This is a genomic window from Flavitalea antarctica (assembly GCF_054461535.1).
Map to the genome: position 1 here is coordinate 25,399 of NZ_JBTLQG010000027.1, position 16,000 is coordinate 41,398.

The following is a 16,000-nucleotide window of genomic DNA, read 5'->3' on the forward strand; positions in this document are numbered from 1 at the left end:
ACATCGGGACTGAGGTTCCAACACGCTCTATAACTATCTCATACTGATCAGTTAAATGACTGCCGGAATTCAAGAGGTGACAAACTGGTTTTCTTCTTAAAAAGCGTACTAAATGATTGTGCGTGTTCAAAGCCTAATTCGTATGCAATTTCGCTTACCGACAAATTGGTAGTTGACAGTTTTTCCTTCGCTTTTTCTATTAACCTCAGATGTATATGCTGTTGTGTGTTTTGCCCGGTGTGCATGCGGAGTAGATCGCTCAGGTAGTTTGGAGACAGGTTCATGAGTTCGGCCATGCGTTGTACCGTTAATAGTTCGGGTTGATTTGTTTTACTGCTGCTAAAATACTCCTCAATAAGGCGTTCAAATTTGGCAAGCAGTTGATGATTGTGGTTTTTCCGGGTGATGAACTGTCGCTCGTAAAACCGATTGGAATAATTGAGCAACAACTCAATCTGCGACAGGATAATCTCCTGGGTATATTTATCAATATGCCGGCATTCCTTATCAATCTTATTCAATATTGTAATAAGATCATCTTCTTCAGCTGCAGAGAGATGCAACGCCTCGTTTACCGCATAAGAAAAGAAGTTGTAAGTGCCAATCTTGCTGGCTAAAGGATGGGCCAGCAAAAAATCGGGATGGAAAATAAGGAGGTATCCCGATCCGCATTCTACGTTGTTAAGATCCAGGTATTGAACCTGGTTAGGTGCAGTAAAGCTCAGAACACCCTTATCATAATCATAATGTTGCTGACCATATCTTATTTTACCTTTGGCTCCCCTTTTAAGGGCAACACAGTAAAATCTATTCACAAAACCTTTCCATACATCATCTTCCAGGAAAACACTTTCGGCGAGGTTTATCACGCTTACCAATGGATGCAGTGGCTCAGGTAAAGAGAGTAAACGATGAAATTCTGAGACTGATGAGATCGCATTCATAATACTAATTTAATCAATCAGCCCCATACTAAACTCGTCGTATGGTTTACCGGTATCAGTTCCCAACGGCACAATGCTTTCGAGTTTCGACAAATCTTGTTCGTTTAATTCAATTTCGGTAGCCGCTATGTTCTGCTCTAAATATTCTTTTCTCTTAGTGCCCGGAATGGGTAAGAAACCCTTGTTTATTATCCAGGCGAGTGCCAACTGCGATGAGGTTATGTTTTTCTCTTTGGCCATAGCCTCAATTGCTTTAACCAGTTCGATATTTTTATAAAAATGACCTTCCTGGAAACGGGGAATTGCCCGGCGGAAATCATTTTCCGGTAAGTCGTTTATAGTTCGGATCTGCCCGGTTAAAAAACCACGTCCTAAGGGTGAATAAGCAACAAAACCTATCCCAAGTTCCCGCAAAGTATTCAGTATGCCACGTTCTTCTGTTCTACGCTCAAATAAAGAATATTCACTTTGTACCGCCGTTATCGGGTGAACAGCGTGTGCCCGTTTTACGGTTTCTGAAGATACCTCTGAGAGTCCGAGATAACCCACTTTTCCTTCCTTCACCAGGTCACTCATCGCTTCAATGGTTTCTTCGATGGGGGTGCTTTTATCAAGGCGGTGCAAATAGTACAAATCGATATACTCTGTGTTCAGGTTCTTCAAAGAACGTTCTACCGCTTTTTTGACATATTCTTTCCTGCCATTGATAGCCCAGGTCACTTTATTGTTATCATCTATCTCCCAACCGAATTTTGTCGCGATGATATATTTGCTCCTGTTACCATCTATTGCTTTAGCAATTAACTGCTCATTTTTGAAAGGACCATACAGATCGGCAGTATCTAAAAAGTTGCCACCCAGTTCAAGGGATCGATGAATGGTGGCAATAGCTTCCTGCTCATCAGCCTTGCCATACATATTTCCTTCTTCAAAGCCCGTCATACCCATACAGCCCAAACCTATAATTGGCACAACCAGGCCTTCACTTCCTAAATTTGTTTTTTTCATTATCGTATCATTAATTTTAAGAAATCAAAATTCGTTAAGAACACATTAACCGGTGTATTCAAATCACTGAAAGATGTATGCAAATCAGGGATTACAACCCATATAGCTACCGGGTTTTGGATTGAAGTATTTTCAACAACAATAGTTTAACAACTCTTCCTGAAGGAAATACCTTGTTGTGGACGATTACCTGGGTGGCACTCTAACCGGAAACCTATCCAACGCGATGATGAATGATTTGTGAATCCGCAGGAAGTGTCCGGATGGCAGTTTCTCCCGCGGGATGTTGTCCTACTGATCTTCTCGATGATGTTCAAAATCTTGCGCTGTGTTTTTTCGGAAGTTTTTCTCATGTAGTTATAATTACTTTGTTTAGCAGTGTAAATCTGGAAAACCGTGCAGGAAGATTATTCCTGTGAACCCCCTTTTTATTGGCACTACCTCAATGAAAGCCCGAAGCCTTCTGTGCCCCTGAATACATTTCTTACATCTTTTTTTTAACCAACAATTGTTTGCTATGAAAAGAGTACTATTCTTTTTGCTGGGAATATCATGTTCCCTTGGGTTTTATTCCTGTAAAAAAGATTATAGACACCCGGAAGACTGTAATGAGTGCCCTCCACGGGATCCTAAGACTGGGGGATCTGCTTTTTACGATCCATTCTGCCTGATCTCACCGAATCAGAAGGGCCTGGACACACTGGCCAAAGGTTATAGCTTCACTGAGGGTCCTGCAGTTGATAAAAAGGGAAATGTATTTTTTACAGACCAGCCCAATGATAAAATTTACAGATGGGACGCATCTTCGGGTAAAGTCACCACTTTTTTAACCGGCACGGGTCGATCAAACGGGATGGCCTTTGATAAAAACGGCGACCTTATTGCCTGTGCAGACATGCATGGTGAATTATTGAAAATTTCACCGAATGGCGTCAAAACTGTCTTGATAAATAATTATAACGGCAAGCTATTGAACGGCCCAAATGACGTATGGATCAATCCTGTTACCGGGGGTATGTATATCACTGATCCCATGTTTCCAAGAGGATACTGGGATGCAAATGATCCCCGCCGTATTGGTAACGCAAACTGGCCCCCCACCCATTCCGAACAAGCCCCAACCGGCAAAGGTGGCTATGTTTATTATCTGGCACCCGGTGCAAAAACACTTGTGAGGGTAACAACCGATGCCATGGGATGGGAATCTGATTCATGGCCAAATGGTGTTGTGGGAACCCCCGATGGAAAAAAACTGTATGTAAACAAATGGGCGGGTGACAATTTGGGCGGCACCTGGGTGTTTGACATCAAACCTGATGGCACACTCAACAACATGAAGAAGTTTATCGATATGGGCGGAGATGGTATGTCGATGGATGAAAAAGGAAACATCTACATAAGCAACAGCTTAGGGGTTACTGCTTTTGACCAGGCGGGAATCAAAATTTTGAATATTGCTACCGGCAGCGGGGCAACAAACAATGTTTTTGCCGGCCAGAATGAAAAAACATTATTTATTACAGGTCCGGTGGACAGGATAACAGCCGTAAAGATGAAAGTAAAGGGAGTTGAGAAATTTTAAAGTACCGAAACCCGGGTCTGCGATCCGGGTTTTTTAATCTCTTATTTAATACCCGGCTTTCGTATCCTCATCCATGGTCCAGGCATTGCCTGGTTTTTATCTTTTATAATCAATCCGATAATTTTTCCAGGTGGATTAATTTAAATGTGATTTGTGTTTCTGAGCGTTAAAAATCTCTGTCGAACCTGAATCAGAATATAGAAAAAAGATGAGTGGATGCTTTGTAGTGAGACATGTACCAGGAAGCTGTTGCATAATCAGGTTCCTGTCCGTAGTTTTGTCCCAGAATAAAAAAACGCATAAAACCAGAAGTTAAATAAGACAAAGATCTGAGAACAGGAGACGACGAACCCCTATCTATGAAATGTTACCCTACCCTACCACACCTGAAGATCGTTTTCTTTCTTTTCCTCTTCACTTCTATTCATCCCGTCAAGGCACAAGTGCTGAAAAAAACCATGGGATGGATCGTACATCATTCCCTGATCGACACCACCGATCCCGGGCAATCAAGTTTCCGCATATACCCGACATTGGCATATTCCCCGGAAACAAAGCTCGAGATCGGATTTTCTACCCTGTACCTGTTCCAGGCAAAAAAAGATACCAATAACCGTATCAGCGAGATCAATGCTTTCAGCTTTTTCACCATGCAAAGCCAGTACGGCATCTGGCTCGACAATGCCATCTATGGCGATAAAGACAAATGGTTCATTCTTGGCCGGACAAGGTTCCAGAAATTTCCGTTGTTGTATTATGGCATTGGCCCGGACGCACCAGAGGAACATCCTGCGGTGATAGATGCTAATTACTTTATTTTGAGACAAAGAGTACTCCGTAAAATCAAACCCAATCTTTTCCTTGGGCCCGAGGTCGACTACCAGAACCTGTTCAACACAAACGTGGAGCACCATGCGGATGACCCCATCAAAGAAACACCACCCGGGAGCGATGGTTCATCAAATCTTGGTTTGGGTGCCGCACTGGTCTATGACAACCGGCATAATGTATTGAATGTGCGAAAAGGTTTGTTCGCGGAACTTGGTGTTTTATCTTATTCAAATAAACTGGCATCAACTTCCAGCTTTACCGGCATCAATGCCGACGTGCGTGCTTATTTCCCGGTTACAAAAAAGAACGTGGTGGCGGTACAGTTTACAGGCAATGTTTACACCGGCGATGTGCCGTTTAACCAGATGGCGCTGATGGGGGGAGAAATAATGATGCGCGGCTACTATTATGGCCGGTTCCGTGATAAAAACATGCTGGCATCACAGGTAGAGTACCGGCTGCTGCCATTTTCATTCAGCAAACGTATAGGCGCAACCGCTTTTCTTGGAACAGCCGCAGTGGCGCCCGGACCCGGTAGTTTCAGACTCGACAATTTTAAACTGGCCGGTGGTGCCGGATTGCGTTATTTGCTATTTCCCAAAAAAGATATATTCCTCCGCTTTGATGTCGGCATCACAAAAGAAGGCATCGGGTTTTACTTTTTTACGGGCGAAGCGTTTTAGACGATCTTCACGGTTATACGAATATCGGTAACATTTATTTCGAGGGCACATACCAAACCGGGCTTGTCCAGGCTCGTTCCTGTATAAACGGTTGAACTTTTTTATTGAGCGCATATCCGTTACGTACAGCCTGAACCGTACTCCACCGGGGTGTTGGAATCTCCAGGACTCTTGCATAATAAGTGATATAGGCCGAAGGGTCAAAATCCTTATCTTCCCAAAAACCAATTAACTCGGCAGCGCCAATTGAATTGGTATAGGTAGCAGTTTTGAGATCTACGGTATTACCCACCGCGGGCACTTTTCCTGTTTTGACATCTTTCTTTCTGTTGTCGCTCCAGGTTATATCAATCACCTGCTCTGTCGTTTTCCCCTTTTTTGTCGCCACTTTCACTATTTGTATCCTGTCAAGGTTTCCTGAATTAGGATCTTTGACAGCCTGGACTATAAATTTTGGATTACCGTTTCCCTGTGGTAAATCTGCACCCATTGGAACGCCGGCAGCATAAGCTTGTTTCACCCAATCATTCGCGTCAACAATTCCTGGATCGTAATTCCGGCTCGCAAACATCCGAACTTTAATACGACTCCCACTGGTACCAAAACACTCCTTCCGTTTTAAAGCATCAAAAAGCGACTCGCGTGTATTCTGTTCTGACCAGATTCCCGTCAGCCCCCCGGCACCTATTACAATCGTACTCTCACCGCCTGCCGAAAACGTAGCAGTGTCATTCAATACGAATCCAGGATCGGCATGAAGATCGTCCGTGGTTCCATGCGAACCCCAATAGTTACCTTCTTCTGTAGAGCTCAGGCCACTGTGATAATCTGTACCGGCCTCAATCCCATATTTGAAGGGATTCGCACCAATTTTCTCCTGTAATTCCTGTCCCACCCCGTAAGCCTGCCTTAGATAACTGCCTTTCATAAACTTTGCTTTTGTCCCGTTGCCTACAAGTGTTTCCCATAATTCGAAATTGGCAAACTCATCATTTTTTGAAATGGCCGGGTTTGTTTCACTTTGACCCTTGCCCTGTATGATCTCTGTAAGGGGTTCGTTTGCCATTCGTCTTAACGCATATTCTTTGGTAAGGGCTTTCCCCGTGAGGGTTTTGGTATCAAACATCAACCCATTACTGGCATTTCCATTGTGAGGAACCGCTATTACATCATCCCCTTCTTTCCTGGCATTTTCAAGGTAGGTCCATAATTCCTCAGGATCCTGCGAGTCAAAAGAAGAAAAAGGAAGTACCGGAACTTTATTTCCCTTGAAAATCACACAACGGTGCAGGTTCTGTCCCTTGCCGGGTTCAAATGTGGGAGCCGAAGTCCATTCAAACCCAACCAGCGCCGTAAACTTACCGGGCTTATTATATTTATCTGCAGCAGCAATAACCTTCTGCCAGTTAGATCTCAACAAATCCCCTTTCATAAATTCAGGGTAAGGCTTATTGTCAAAAAGGGATTGCACCAGCATCAGGTATGTTGTGTCTTTTACTTTTCTGTCGGTGCTCGTGAAACGCCGGTACCAATCGGTATTTTTAAATTCGCCGTCAGGATCGGGGATCAATGACATAATGCCGAGATATTCTGAGTGATCAGTAACAGCCAAAAAATCAAGTGGAGCTTTCCTTTGCTGGGTATGGCCTAAGTAACTAACGGTATCGCCCATGGCATATCTGTACGAATCTTCCGGAATGCCTTTCCCGCCCATAAGGAAGGCATCCGCTGAATAGGAAGTGTGCAGGTGCAGGTCACCAAAATAGCAATTTCTATCAGGATTGGGCGGTGGAACAACTTCGGCTAAAGTTGATTTTGCCTGAGCAGTGCTGTCAGCAGCTGATTGCTTTCCGCCATCATTGTTACATGACTGAAGACAGGGAAATACTGTTACCATCAAAAGAATTTTAATTGCGTCTGCCACTCTTTTCATAAATAACTGATTTATATTTTGGTTAAGTCGTGTTGCTTTAAAATACTGTTACTAATCTTTCTATAAACCAATAGGCCGCCATTGACCCAATACCATAAGCAATACCCCATTGGAGTTTTTTCCCAATTATTGGATTCCACTTCATGTACAGCCAACCAATAGTCACAGCAATCCCAACAAAAAATAATTGTCCTACTTCTACACCAACATTAAATAGTAATAATGCGAGGGGAACATCCTGGTCAGGCAAACCGACATCAGCTAATGCGCCAGCGAAACCGAAACCATGTAGTAAGCCGAAAACAAATGCTACTACCCATGGATATCTATAGGTGAAACCATTTTGACCCTGGTAATGTTTTATCAGTTCAACACCAACAAATACAATACTTAAGGCAATGATAGCTTCAACCACGGCTTGTTGCAGATGTACCAGCCCTAAACTGGCTAATGCCAGCGTTATACTGTGCGCTAGTGTAAAGGCAGAAATTGTAAACAACAGACTTTTTCGATTTGCAACCAATAACAATAACGCTAAGACAAATAACAGGTGGTCTATGCCGAACAGTATATGTTCTATTCCCAACTGTAGATAGGCTGCCAGCGTAATGGCTGATTTTTCATTTGCCATCACGTTATAATTGGGATTACCGGGTTTGATCAATGTTGTAATGGTGGTTCCATCAACATACCGTATCCGTAATAAGACATCGGTTATCGTTTTTTCCAAACCCGGAATGTTAATCACCTCGCCTGTAAGCGCACCTGGAGGAGCATGAATCTTCCATTCTTTCAACAAATAAGTTTCTGTATGAGAAATGGCCCCGGTTGAATCTTCAAGCCAATTATTACTGATTTGAGGACGAATAGCAATCGCCACGTCACCAATTATTGGCTGCTTCCACAAAATCTTCCATACACCGGCAACGGGCGAAGTTATTTCTAAATAAGCAGGACGGAGTTCATGTGCAATGGATGTACCATGAATCAACAACCCAAAAGAAAAGATGATTATTGTTAAATATTTCACTTCCCGTTGTTTAAATAATCACGTTGTACCAGGTACCTCTTTCTTAATTCATCCATAAACTGCATATTCTGCGCACGGTTCATCTCCTGCAGGTATCGTTCCATCACCTGTTCTTTTATATTGGCAAAATCCGGGAGAGCCGCTGGGCGAAGTTTCGTGATCAGTACCAGGTGGGTGCCGTAGCCTGACTGCACAGGTCCATACCATTTTCCGGCAGGCTGCCGGAACAATGTATTCGCAAAGACGCTATTGCCAAACAGCTGCTTTGCCTCTAACAGGTCTATTTCATTGTATTCCTGCTGAAGAGCAAAACGGTCGCCGCAATTTTGAGGATGAGGTATCTCTCCAGACTGGATTTTTGTCAATAGTTGCGATGCCCTGGCAACAGCAGCATGCTCGCCTTCTTTATCGTTACTGAAAAAAATATGTTTGAAACTGACGCGCGTGGAATCCTTAAACCATCCGGAGTTTTCATGATAGTAGGCTTTTAATTCCTTTTCGCCTGGCTTTCCTAAAGTTTTGACATCCCGACTCAGAAAATCATATTTCTGGATTAGTCTTCTTTTTATAATCTCGTCATCTTCATCAAGTCCCATTTTTTTCGCTTCACGATACATCATCTCATCGTTGATATATTGTTCTACCATTCCATCCAATTGATCTTTGGTAGGAATGGCATTGTGCTGCATACGGTACAAAAGAGCTATTCTGCCGACTGCTGCATTGTCAACCGTAATGGTACTATCGGATTGTTTCTTTTGATTTTGAATCCAACCCGATATCAGGAATATAATTAACCCAAGTAACAGGAAATGAACAAGTGGTTCTGTCCAGATTTTTTTCATAAACATTCGTTGAAATTGATTGATAACCCCTAAAAATGTATCTATGGCCCTGTATAAATTAGGTTTTTGAAAAAGCAAAAAGGTCCAAACACTATTAACGAAGTAGTGAATGGCAAACTTTAAGCAAGCATTGATTGGTGTACTAAACAGAGGATAGCCTGGAGGTTGAGAAGATAACCTGGTTGATTCGAAGGGGCGGGCATTACATAAAGACTATGGCGGCAGCTAACCCATCCCTCATAAAACCAGACAAGGATAAACCTCATTTGTAAAAAAATGCGGAAATTTTGTACTCAAATCTGTAAATTTTTATAATTATTTACAAAAAAAATCACACTGGCCTCTGGAACGGCGAATTCGGGCATGCATTGAGATTAAAAAACGTAACCCTGGTATCTTAACCAACGTCAATAAATTTTTGCAGATCATTGAGTTCATTTGCTTTTCAAAGTGAACCTGCAGTTTCATGAAAACAGAAATACACTTTTTATTTGAGCCAGGATTATCTTCCGAAGTTTATTCACAAAGCTTTACCGTTACTTCCAGGTCAACGAACAATAGCTGATGAGGAAGCGAGCGACAGGTCATACTTCCATGTGGCTTTAGCGTGGTGCCCAGCCGGGGATAAAATACCTGGCGATGAAAACGAAATCCAGTAAAATTTATAATAATAAGATGAAAGCAGCTTCCCGGACTAAATATGGCTCACCTGATGTGCTGACAATCAAAACCAGTGACCGGATACCACAGCCAAAAAAAGGTGAAATATTGGTAAAAGTAAAAGCCACTACGGTTAACCGGACAGACTGCGGAGTACTTACCGGGAAACCCTGGATAATCAGGTTATTCACCGGGTTAATCAAACCCAGGCTTGAAACAACTGGTTCTGATTTTTCCGGGTTGATTGTGGCAAAAGGAGACTCGGTGGATGAGTTCGATATTGGTGATGACGTGTATGGCTTTTTTGATGAAGGGATTGGTTCGCACGCAAGCTATCTGTGTGTATCAATCAAGAAAGCAATATTACGAAAACCGGCTGCTATTACCTATGAACAAGCAGCAGCAAGCCTGGAGGGAGCGCATTATGCCTTTTATTTTCTAGACAAATTGAAACTAACAAAGGATGATAAAATACTGATAAATGGGGGAACCGGCGCGATTGGCAATGCAGCTTTGCAAATGCTGAAGTATAGAGGTATGCATGTTACTGTTACGTGCGAAACACCGTATGTCCCTGTTTTGCAATCGATGGGTGCGGATCATGTGATTGACTACACGAGGGAAGATTTCACCAAACTAAACGAGCAATTTGACTATGTTTTTGACGCGGTAGGCAAAAGCACATTTGGCAGATGCAAGCCACTTTTAAAACCAAATGGCATTTACATTTCTTCTGAACCTGGGCCCTACTGGCAGAACGCATTTTTTGCATTGATTGCTCCATTTACAAAGGGCAAAAAGGTAAAGTTCCCGATTCCATTCTCCATAAAACGCAGTATGGCGTTTATCAACGAGTTAATTGAAAAAGACAAGTTTCGTCCATTAATTGACAAACGGTATGCGCTAAGCGAGATCAGGGAAGCCTATAAGTATGTGATGTCCGGACAGAAAAAGGGTAATGTAATTATTACTTATGACCAGGAATTTTTGTAACCGCTCGTCCGAAAGAGCGCCAGAGGCGTTAAACGTTATCCGGTTTACATTTTATTTACAGTATTTACATTTTTATTTACAGTCAAATCAACCAGTCCGATAAATATCAGACTAGCTTCGCTCAATCAATTTGAAACGATATGAAAAATAAGAACAAAACGATCTATGTGCTGATCTTACCGCTGATTGTAGTGAGCGGACTGGTATTTGCTAACCGCGAAGTTAAAAAAGAGCCTAAACCATCCCCCAGGCCTTTGACTGTTGCTGACAGCATTGCCGGCGTGGATGCGAGGAAAAAATGGGAGGCTTCGCCTGACGGTTTATGGTACAAAAAATGGGAAGCCTCGCCTGCAGGTAAAAAAGTGTATGCCAGTCATGATAAAATCAGGAAGCAGATAAAGGCGTTTACCAGTATGGAGGCAGTGGTAACCTCCGTTACTTTTCGCCGCACCGGGAAATCCTCAGCAATCAAATGGCTTATAGTCAGGATTAATAAGGAAGAATACATGATGCAATTCAGCCCTAAGGAATTTCAGCAGCTAAATAGCCTGAAAGTCAACGACGAAATAATCCTAAGAAGCCGCAGCGCCGGGTATTCCCCCAATCACCCCTATTTGATTATATCAGGCGACTATATTGAGCGAAATGGTGAGGTGCTTTTTAAACGGGACTTTAGCAAAAATCAAGGTTGCTGAGGATTACGGCAGCGATCAGCACCTGGCCGGCTATCTGAAGGTGGGCATACAGAAGATTGATTTTCTCTGCATCATTTTTTGAAACTGTGCTTTAAAAACTATTCCAAAAGGAAGTCGTTGCTGCATATTCCTGCTGTTCATTATCATAATGCATGATGTAGATTGATCAACTCATTTAACAACAGTCGCTTCGAGCTCAACGGTTAGGGTTTCAAAAAGACTTACAACCTCTAAAAGCGTTAGAGCCTGTGCCATGCCTTGTTTTTCGACCCAATTCTGCAGTATGTGGAAATGCGGCCAAAGATCTTTGGTAGAAGTGGTGTAAATGTTAAGGCGCACAATATTTTTACAATGATAGTCTGCCTGGCTAATTACTTGCTCCAAATTGTTAATCGCCAACTCCAATTGGGTTTTCATATCAGCGGTACTTGATTCGCCTCCATCATTGATGGCCGTTTGCCCGGAAACATAAAGCGTTCCTGTTACATTTCTTACTTCGACCGCCTGGTGGTAACTACGTTCCCTTTGCCAGGTCCAGGGGTTTATTACACGTTTTTCCATTGTATTGATTTTGAATTCTATGAATACATCACATTTACTAAATGATTAACATGATCCTCCTTACGGTAATTCCAAACTGTTATTAGTTTCCACAACTTTCTTTAAATGTTGATTCATTAGTTCAAAGCCCTTCTTAGTATTGTTTTCCAGTTGGTTTTTGAATAAACGGACCAGTAGTCCTTTGAACGTTTCGCAATGATAAAAAAGAGTGGTATCGTTTCCGTTATCAACGAGTTCAAACTGATGTTCACCGTCAAATAAACCATTAAAAAACAATCTTCCTTTCCAGCGAAATTCTTTGTTGTGTTCAAAGACTAATACAGTTGGTCTGAATGTCATTTTCTTACCTTGTGGCGGCAAAACGGTAACTTTGATTTGACTACCGGCTTTTGGTTCCCCAGTGATACTTATAATAAAAGGATTCCAGGTTCGATAATTTTCAAAATCCGTCAATACTGCCCAGACCCGACCAGGTGTGGCATTAATTATGATTTGTGTGTTAAGTTCCATTGCAAATGACGTCTATTTTCTAATTTCAGTCGTATTCAAGTAGAACCACCGAATGCATTTTTCAACCCACATTACTTAGGTTCACTTAATCAGCAACTAAACGGCCTGTTGCATACGATTTTCAATTTTGTAAAATGCCTTCCCTTTTGATTAAAGCAGTTAATGTTCCATTTCTATAGCTATCTTACCGTACATATTCTCATCACCAGCTTTTGTTTCCAAAAGGTTATGAGCTTTACCAATGTCGGATAGAGAAAAGGTTTTGGTTACAATGGCTTTCAGTTTTTTGCTCTCTACAAGTTTAGTGAGTTCCTCCAGTTTGTTTCTATTTTGTCGTGTAAAAACAAAATGATAGGTTGCATTTTTCCCCCAGGCATCAATAAGGTTTTGTGGCTTCTCAATATCGACTATAGTTACTACCTGGCCCAGTTGATTAAGTATTTTTCCACTTTCAGAAAGAGTATTGCCACCGATGGTATCAATAACTACATCTACCCCTTTATTGCCGGTTAATTGATGAATAGCCTGAATGTAGTCTTCATTTTTGTAGTCAATGACATAATCAGCCCCCAACTCCAATAGAAACGGGTGGTGAACTTTTCTTGCCGTTGTAAATACAGTTGCTCCCATGGCTTTAGCAATCTGAATAGTTGGTATTCCCACTCCACCTGCACCTCCGTGAATCAATACTGTCTGGTTAATTTTAAGTTGAGCTCTTGTAACAAGCATTTCCCAGGCGGTACCCGCAGCTAATGGAAGCGTTGCTGCCTCCAGGTGACTTATGTTCACGGGTTTTAGACTAATGATAGATTCGTGAGCACTATGATATTGTGCATAGCTTCCTTGCCCATTGAAAATTTCAGGGGAATAATAAACCGCATCACCAACTTTAAAATTTTTTACTCCTGGTCCAATTTCCACAATTACACCAGAGATATCATGTCCTGTAATAACAGGTAAGGTCAATTCATTTTTATAATCTCCACGGCGGACCTGGTAATCTAAAGGGTTGACCGAAGTGGCAAGAACCTTCACTAAAACCTCTTGAAATTGTGGAGCAGGCGTTGGTATTTCTATGATTTGAAAAATTTCGGAAGATCCGAACTCATTCAAAATAGCTGCTTTCATGATGATGCATTTACTGGTTGGAATCAAAAGACAGAAAATTATCTTACTTGCCGAACAAAGCGTCCCTCAATACAGCTGAAGCCTGGCTCAATGCCTCCTGCACGCCAGGAATATGTGACAAAGGATTCAACATCCCATAGTCGTGGATCATTCCCGTGTAAACGGCAACAGTAGTGGCTACACCTGCTTCGTCCAGTTTGCGACCATACCCAATTCCTTCATCATATAAGATATCATTTTCTGCAACCTGAATTAATGCGGGTGGCAATCCTTTTAACTCTTCCAGCGTGGCGTTAATTGGAGACACGTATTTATGTTTCCTGTCCTGAGGATTAGGCAGATACATATCCCACATCCATTTCATGGTTGGCGTAGTTAAGAACCTGCCTTGTGCAAATTTCTGATAAGATGGTCGGCTCATATCTGCGTCAACAAGCGGCCATAACAAAAGCTGAAAAACCAGCTTTGGTCCTTTTTTTTCTTTCGCCATTAATGCCACTACAGTCGACATATTTCCTCCCACGCTGTTACCTGCAACTGCCAACCGGGATCCATCAACCCCTATCTCTTTACCATTTTCAGAAACCCATTTTGTAGCAGCATAAGCCTGATTGATGGCTACGGGAAACTGTGCATCGGGAGTTGGCGTGTAATCGGGGAAGACGGCTACCGCACCGCTTTTCACTACTAAATCCCTGACTAAACGTTTATGTGTTGGGTAATCACCCAGTACCCAGCCGCCACCCTGGAAAAACATAAAAACCGGGAGATTGTCTTTGGCTCCTTTGGGTTTCATGATGTGGATGGTGATTGTTAGACCATCCTGCGTAATGGCTCGTTCTGATTCTTCAATATCGCTGTAGTCATAAGACACGGATTTTTGTGCATTGATAAGAACCTGGCGGGCATCTTTGGGTGACAGCTTTTCCAATGGCGGGCCACCTCCACTGTTGAGTGCTTTTAAAAATACTCGTGTGTCTTTTGAAATGTTCGGGTCTTTTTCTCCGGGGATCGTTTGTGCCATGACTGTCAAATTTAAATGGATGAAAGCCAACAAAATTGTTGTTACTGATACGCTGATCTGTTTCATATATTTCTGATAGTTAGAAGCCTTTACTAAATGGTGGAGATGAAGCTAAGCGATTCTAATCCGGCTGGTTGCCATCATTGGTTTTGTATGTAGCTTAATGCCCCGGATGGGCAAGCATCGATCTGGTTCTTTAAATCCTCCAGCGAGGCATGTTCTGTTTTAATCCACGGTGTGGCTTTGGGGTCGTAAACTTTTGGTAACGTTTTTACACATACACCAGAATGAATACATTTTGCCGGCTTCCATATTACCGTCAAATTTTCTTTTGAATAATGTTTGACTGTTTCCATCGTGATCCCTAATTTTTTAATACGTCTTTGATGTCTTCGGATTGCTTAAACACAGATGCCGCAAATGGACACAGTGGAATAATCTTTATATTTTTTTCCCTTGCCATCTCTACCATTTTATAAAGCATCTGTTTACCCACGCCTTTCCCATTATATGCCGGCTCAACCTCGGTGTGGTCTATGATAATTAATGATGGTCCTGCAACGGAATAGGTCATGATCCCTGCCCGATGATTATTTTCCCTTGCCATCACAAAGCCTTTGGTGCTTTCTTCTTTTAATAGTATTTCCATTGTATCATTTTTAATATATGGCTATGCTTGAACAACACACTGTACAGGGCTTAACTTATTTACGTCAATAACCCTTTCATTCCAAAAGCTGTTAAAGCTTTTACGTACTCAACGTGTACAGCGTCGTTAGCCCTTTTGACAAACTCTCCTGTCGTTGGGTCAACAACTGTTCTTAATGGCCTTTGTCCCTTAGACATATTGATCAGCCCGACAACGGCGTCTGCGACATCCTGTGGATCAGGATTTGCGGTTTCAATCAGCTGAGCACGGGCGCTACCCATTTTATTTGGGAAATCTGCTATCAACTGATAACCGGAAACAACTGATGTGTCGGCGCCAAACTGCACATTTTGAGACATTTCAGTTGGATAAGCACCTGGCTGGATAATGGTTACATCAACACCCAACGGCCGTAATTCATAGTGCAAACCTTCGCTCAAACCTTCCAGGCCGAACTTTGAAGCGGCGTATACAGCAGAAAAAGGAGCAGCGAATCTGCCCCACCCGCTCGAAACATTGATGATCAAACCTTCGGCTTGTTTACGCATGTAGGGTAATGCCAGTTTCATCATTCTCCAGGGGGCGATCACATTAATATCAAACATGCGCTGTACATCTTCGCTTGTAGCACTTTCAGCAACACCAAAAATCACAGCACCTGCATTGTTTACCAATACATCGATCGTTCCTTCTTTAGCTGATATGGTATCAATCGCATTTTTCACACTTGTTTCGTCAGTCAGCGAAACATCCAAAACAGTTACGTTCTTTACCTGTGATAAGACTTCTGCTTTAGCGGCGTTCTTGCCATTGGTGTCCCGCATGGTAGCATACACTTTATGCCCTGATGCGGCTACACTCTGGGCCGTAAGCCATCCAAATCCACTGTTGGTTCCTGTGATCACTACAGTCTTTTTGTTCATT

Annotated in this window: 16 protein-coding genes; 4 read left to right on the plus strand and 12 right to left on the minus strand. The window is 42.4% G+C overall.

Annotated features, from left to right (window positions below; translation table 11 throughout):
- Positions 1–47 precede the first annotated feature (47 nt).
- Together ACX0G7_RS19840 and ACX0G7_RS19845 are read right to left on the minus strand one after the other, a co-directional pair.
- On the minus strand, positions 48–944 hold the full coding sequence (locus ACX0G7_RS19840; RefSeq protein WP_458925267.1) for a helix-turn-helix domain-containing protein: 897 nt from the start codon (positions 942–944) through the stop codon (positions 48–50).
- Between the two features lie 9 nt (positions 945–953).
- Positions 954–1,952: an aldo/keto reductase gene (locus ACX0G7_RS19845; protein WP_458925268.1), complete on the minus strand. Its 999-nt coding sequence runs from the start codon at positions 1,950–1,952 to the stop codon at positions 954–956.
- Positions 1,953–2,469: 517 nt separating this feature from the next.
- Here ACX0G7_RS19845 and ACX0G7_RS19850 point away from each other — a divergent pair.
- Together ACX0G7_RS19850 and ACX0G7_RS19855 are read left to right on the plus strand one after the other, a co-directional pair.
- Positions 2,470–3,534, plus strand: a complete 1,065-nt coding sequence (locus tag ACX0G7_RS19850) for an SMP-30/gluconolactonase/LRE family protein (protein WP_458925269.1) — start codon at positions 2,470–2,472, stop codon at positions 3,532–3,534.
- Between the two features lie 359 nt (positions 3,535–3,893).
- Positions 3,894–5,048, plus strand: a complete 1,155-nt coding sequence (locus tag ACX0G7_RS19855) for a BamA/TamA family outer membrane protein (protein WP_458925270.1) — start codon at positions 3,894–3,896, stop codon at positions 5,046–5,048.
- Between the two features lie 34 nt (positions 5,049–5,082).
- Here the strand turns inward: ACX0G7_RS19855 and ACX0G7_RS19860 are convergent, their stop codons facing one another.
- The 3 genes from ACX0G7_RS19860 to ACX0G7_RS19870 are packed head-to-tail and all read right to left on the minus strand — an operon-like array spanning position 5,083 to position 8,856.
- Positions 5,083–6,981, minus strand: a complete 1,899-nt coding sequence (locus ACX0G7_RS19860) for a DUF3604 domain-containing protein (protein ID WP_458925271.1) — start codon at positions 6,979–6,981, stop codon at positions 5,083–5,085.
- A gap of 37 nt (positions 6,982–7,018) precedes the next feature.
- Positions 7,019–8,011: a HupE/UreJ family protein gene (locus tag ACX0G7_RS19865; protein ID WP_458925272.1), complete on the minus strand. Its 993-nt coding sequence runs from the start codon at positions 8,009–8,011 to the stop codon at positions 7,019–7,021.
- Complete coding sequence (locus ACX0G7_RS19870) at positions 8,008–8,856, minus strand: peptidyl-prolyl cis-trans isomerase (protein WP_458925273.1); 849 nt, start codon at positions 8,854–8,856, stop codon at positions 8,008–8,010. Before ACX0G7_RS19870 ends, ACX0G7_RS19865 begins: the two co-directional genes overlap by 4 nt.
- A gap of 639 nt (positions 8,857–9,495) precedes the next feature.
- Here ACX0G7_RS19870 and ACX0G7_RS19875 point away from each other — a divergent pair.
- Together ACX0G7_RS19875 and ACX0G7_RS19880 are read left to right on the plus strand one after the other, a co-directional pair.
- Positions 9,496–10,509, plus strand: coding sequence for an NAD(P)-dependent alcohol dehydrogenase (locus ACX0G7_RS19875; RefSeq protein ID WP_458925274.1), 1,014 nt, complete (start codon positions 9,496–9,498; stop codon positions 10,507–10,509).
- Positions 10,510–10,649: 140 nt separating this feature from the next.
- A complete protein-coding gene (locus ACX0G7_RS19880) occupies positions 10,650–11,204 on the plus strand; it encodes a hypothetical protein (RefSeq protein ID WP_458925275.1) in 555 nt (184 codons plus the stop codon).
- Between the two features lie 171 nt (positions 11,205–11,375).
- On the opposite strand, the gene ACX0G7_RS19885 is transcribed toward ACX0G7_RS19880, so the two are convergent.
- The 7 genes from ACX0G7_RS19885 to ACX0G7_RS19915 form a co-directional block, all read right to left on the minus strand.
- Complete coding sequence (locus tag ACX0G7_RS19885; protein ID WP_458925276.1) at positions 11,376–11,765, minus strand: RidA family protein; 390 nt, start codon at positions 11,763–11,765, stop codon at positions 11,376–11,378.
- A gap of 60 nt (positions 11,766–11,825) precedes the next feature.
- Entirely contained in the window at positions 11,826–12,275 is a 450-nt protein-coding gene (locus ACX0G7_RS19890; RefSeq protein WP_458925277.1) for an SRPBCC family protein, read from the minus strand.
- Positions 12,276–12,434: 159 nt separating this feature from the next.
- A complete protein-coding gene (locus tag ACX0G7_RS19895; RefSeq protein ID WP_458925278.1) occupies positions 12,435–13,403 on the minus strand; it encodes a zinc-dependent alcohol dehydrogenase family protein in 969 nt (322 codons plus the stop codon).
- A gap of 43 nt (positions 13,404–13,446) precedes the next feature.
- Positions 13,447–14,427: an alpha/beta hydrolase gene (locus ACX0G7_RS19900; protein ID WP_458925279.1), complete on the minus strand. Its 981-nt coding sequence runs from the start codon at positions 14,425–14,427 to the stop codon at positions 13,447–13,449.
- A gap of 140 nt (positions 14,428–14,567) precedes the next feature.
- Positions 14,568–14,783: a (4Fe-4S)-binding protein gene (locus ACX0G7_RS19905; RefSeq protein WP_458925280.1), complete on the minus strand. Its 216-nt coding sequence runs from the start codon at positions 14,781–14,783 to the stop codon at positions 14,568–14,570.
- 8 nt (positions 14,784–14,791) lie between these two features.
- Complete coding sequence (locus tag ACX0G7_RS19910; protein WP_458925320.1) at positions 14,792–15,091, minus strand: GNAT family N-acetyltransferase; 300 nt, start codon at positions 15,089–15,091, stop codon at positions 14,792–14,794.
- 44 nt (positions 15,092–15,135) lie between these two features.
- Positions 15,136–15,999: an SDR family oxidoreductase gene (locus ACX0G7_RS19915; RefSeq protein WP_458925281.1), complete on the minus strand. Its 864-nt coding sequence runs from the start codon at positions 15,997–15,999 to the stop codon at positions 15,136–15,138.
- Position 16,000 lies beyond the last annotated feature (1 nt).

What these genes read in the sequence shown, in the direction of transcription:
- ACX0G7_RS19905 (WP_458925280.1), bottom strand. Translation starts at nt 14,783, where the DNA reads ATGGAAACAGTCAAACATTATTCAAAAGAAAATTTGACGGTAATATGG.
- ACX0G7_RS19875 (WP_458925274.1), top strand. Translation starts at nt 9,496, where the DNA reads ATGAAAACGAAATCCAGTAAAATTTATAATAATAAGATGAAAGCAGCT.
- ACX0G7_RS19850 (WP_458925269.1), top strand. Translation starts at nt 2,470, where the DNA reads ATGAAAAGAGTACTATTCTTTTTGCTGGGAATATCATGTTCCCTTGGG.
- ACX0G7_RS19885 (WP_458925276.1), bottom strand. Translation starts at nt 11,765, where the DNA reads ATGGAAAAACGTGTAATAAACCCCTGGACCTGGCAAAGGGAACGTAGT.
- ACX0G7_RS19915 (WP_458925281.1), bottom strand. Translation starts at nt 15,999, where the DNA reads ATGAACAAAAAGACTGTAGTGATCACAGGAACCAACAGTGGATTTGGA.
- ACX0G7_RS19845 (WP_458925268.1), bottom strand. Translation starts at nt 1,952, where the DNA reads ATGAAAAAAACAAATTTAGGAAGTGAAGGCCTGGTTGTGCCAATTATA.
- ACX0G7_RS19860 (WP_458925271.1), bottom strand. Translation starts at nt 6,981, where the DNA reads ATGAAAAGAGTGGCAGACGCAATTAAAATTCTTTTGATGGTAACAGTA.
- ACX0G7_RS19890 (WP_458925277.1), bottom strand. Translation starts at nt 12,275, where the DNA reads ATGGAACTTAACACACAAATCATAATTAATGCCACACCTGGTCGGGTC.
- ACX0G7_RS19870 (WP_458925273.1), bottom strand. Translation starts at nt 8,856, where the DNA reads ATGAAAAAAATCTGGACAGAACCACTTGTTCATTTCCTGTTACTTGGG.
- ACX0G7_RS19880 (WP_458925275.1), top strand. Translation starts at nt 10,650, where the DNA reads ATGAAAAATAAGAACAAAACGATCTATGTGCTGATCTTACCGCTGATT.
- ACX0G7_RS19900 (WP_458925279.1), bottom strand. Translation starts at nt 14,427, where the DNA reads ATGGCACAAACGATCCCCGGAGAAAAAGACCCGAACATTTCAAAAGAC.
- ACX0G7_RS19840 (WP_458925267.1), bottom strand. Translation starts at nt 944, where the DNA reads ATGAATGCGATCTCATCAGTCTCAGAATTTCATCGTTTACTCTCTTTA.
- ACX0G7_RS19895 (WP_458925278.1), bottom strand. Translation starts at nt 13,403, where the DNA reads ATGAAAGCAGCTATTTTGAATGAGTTCGGATCTTCCGAAATTTTTCAA.
- ACX0G7_RS19855 (WP_458925270.1), top strand. Translation starts at nt 3,894, where the DNA reads ATGAAATGTTACCCTACCCTACCACACCTGAAGATCGTTTTCTTTCTT.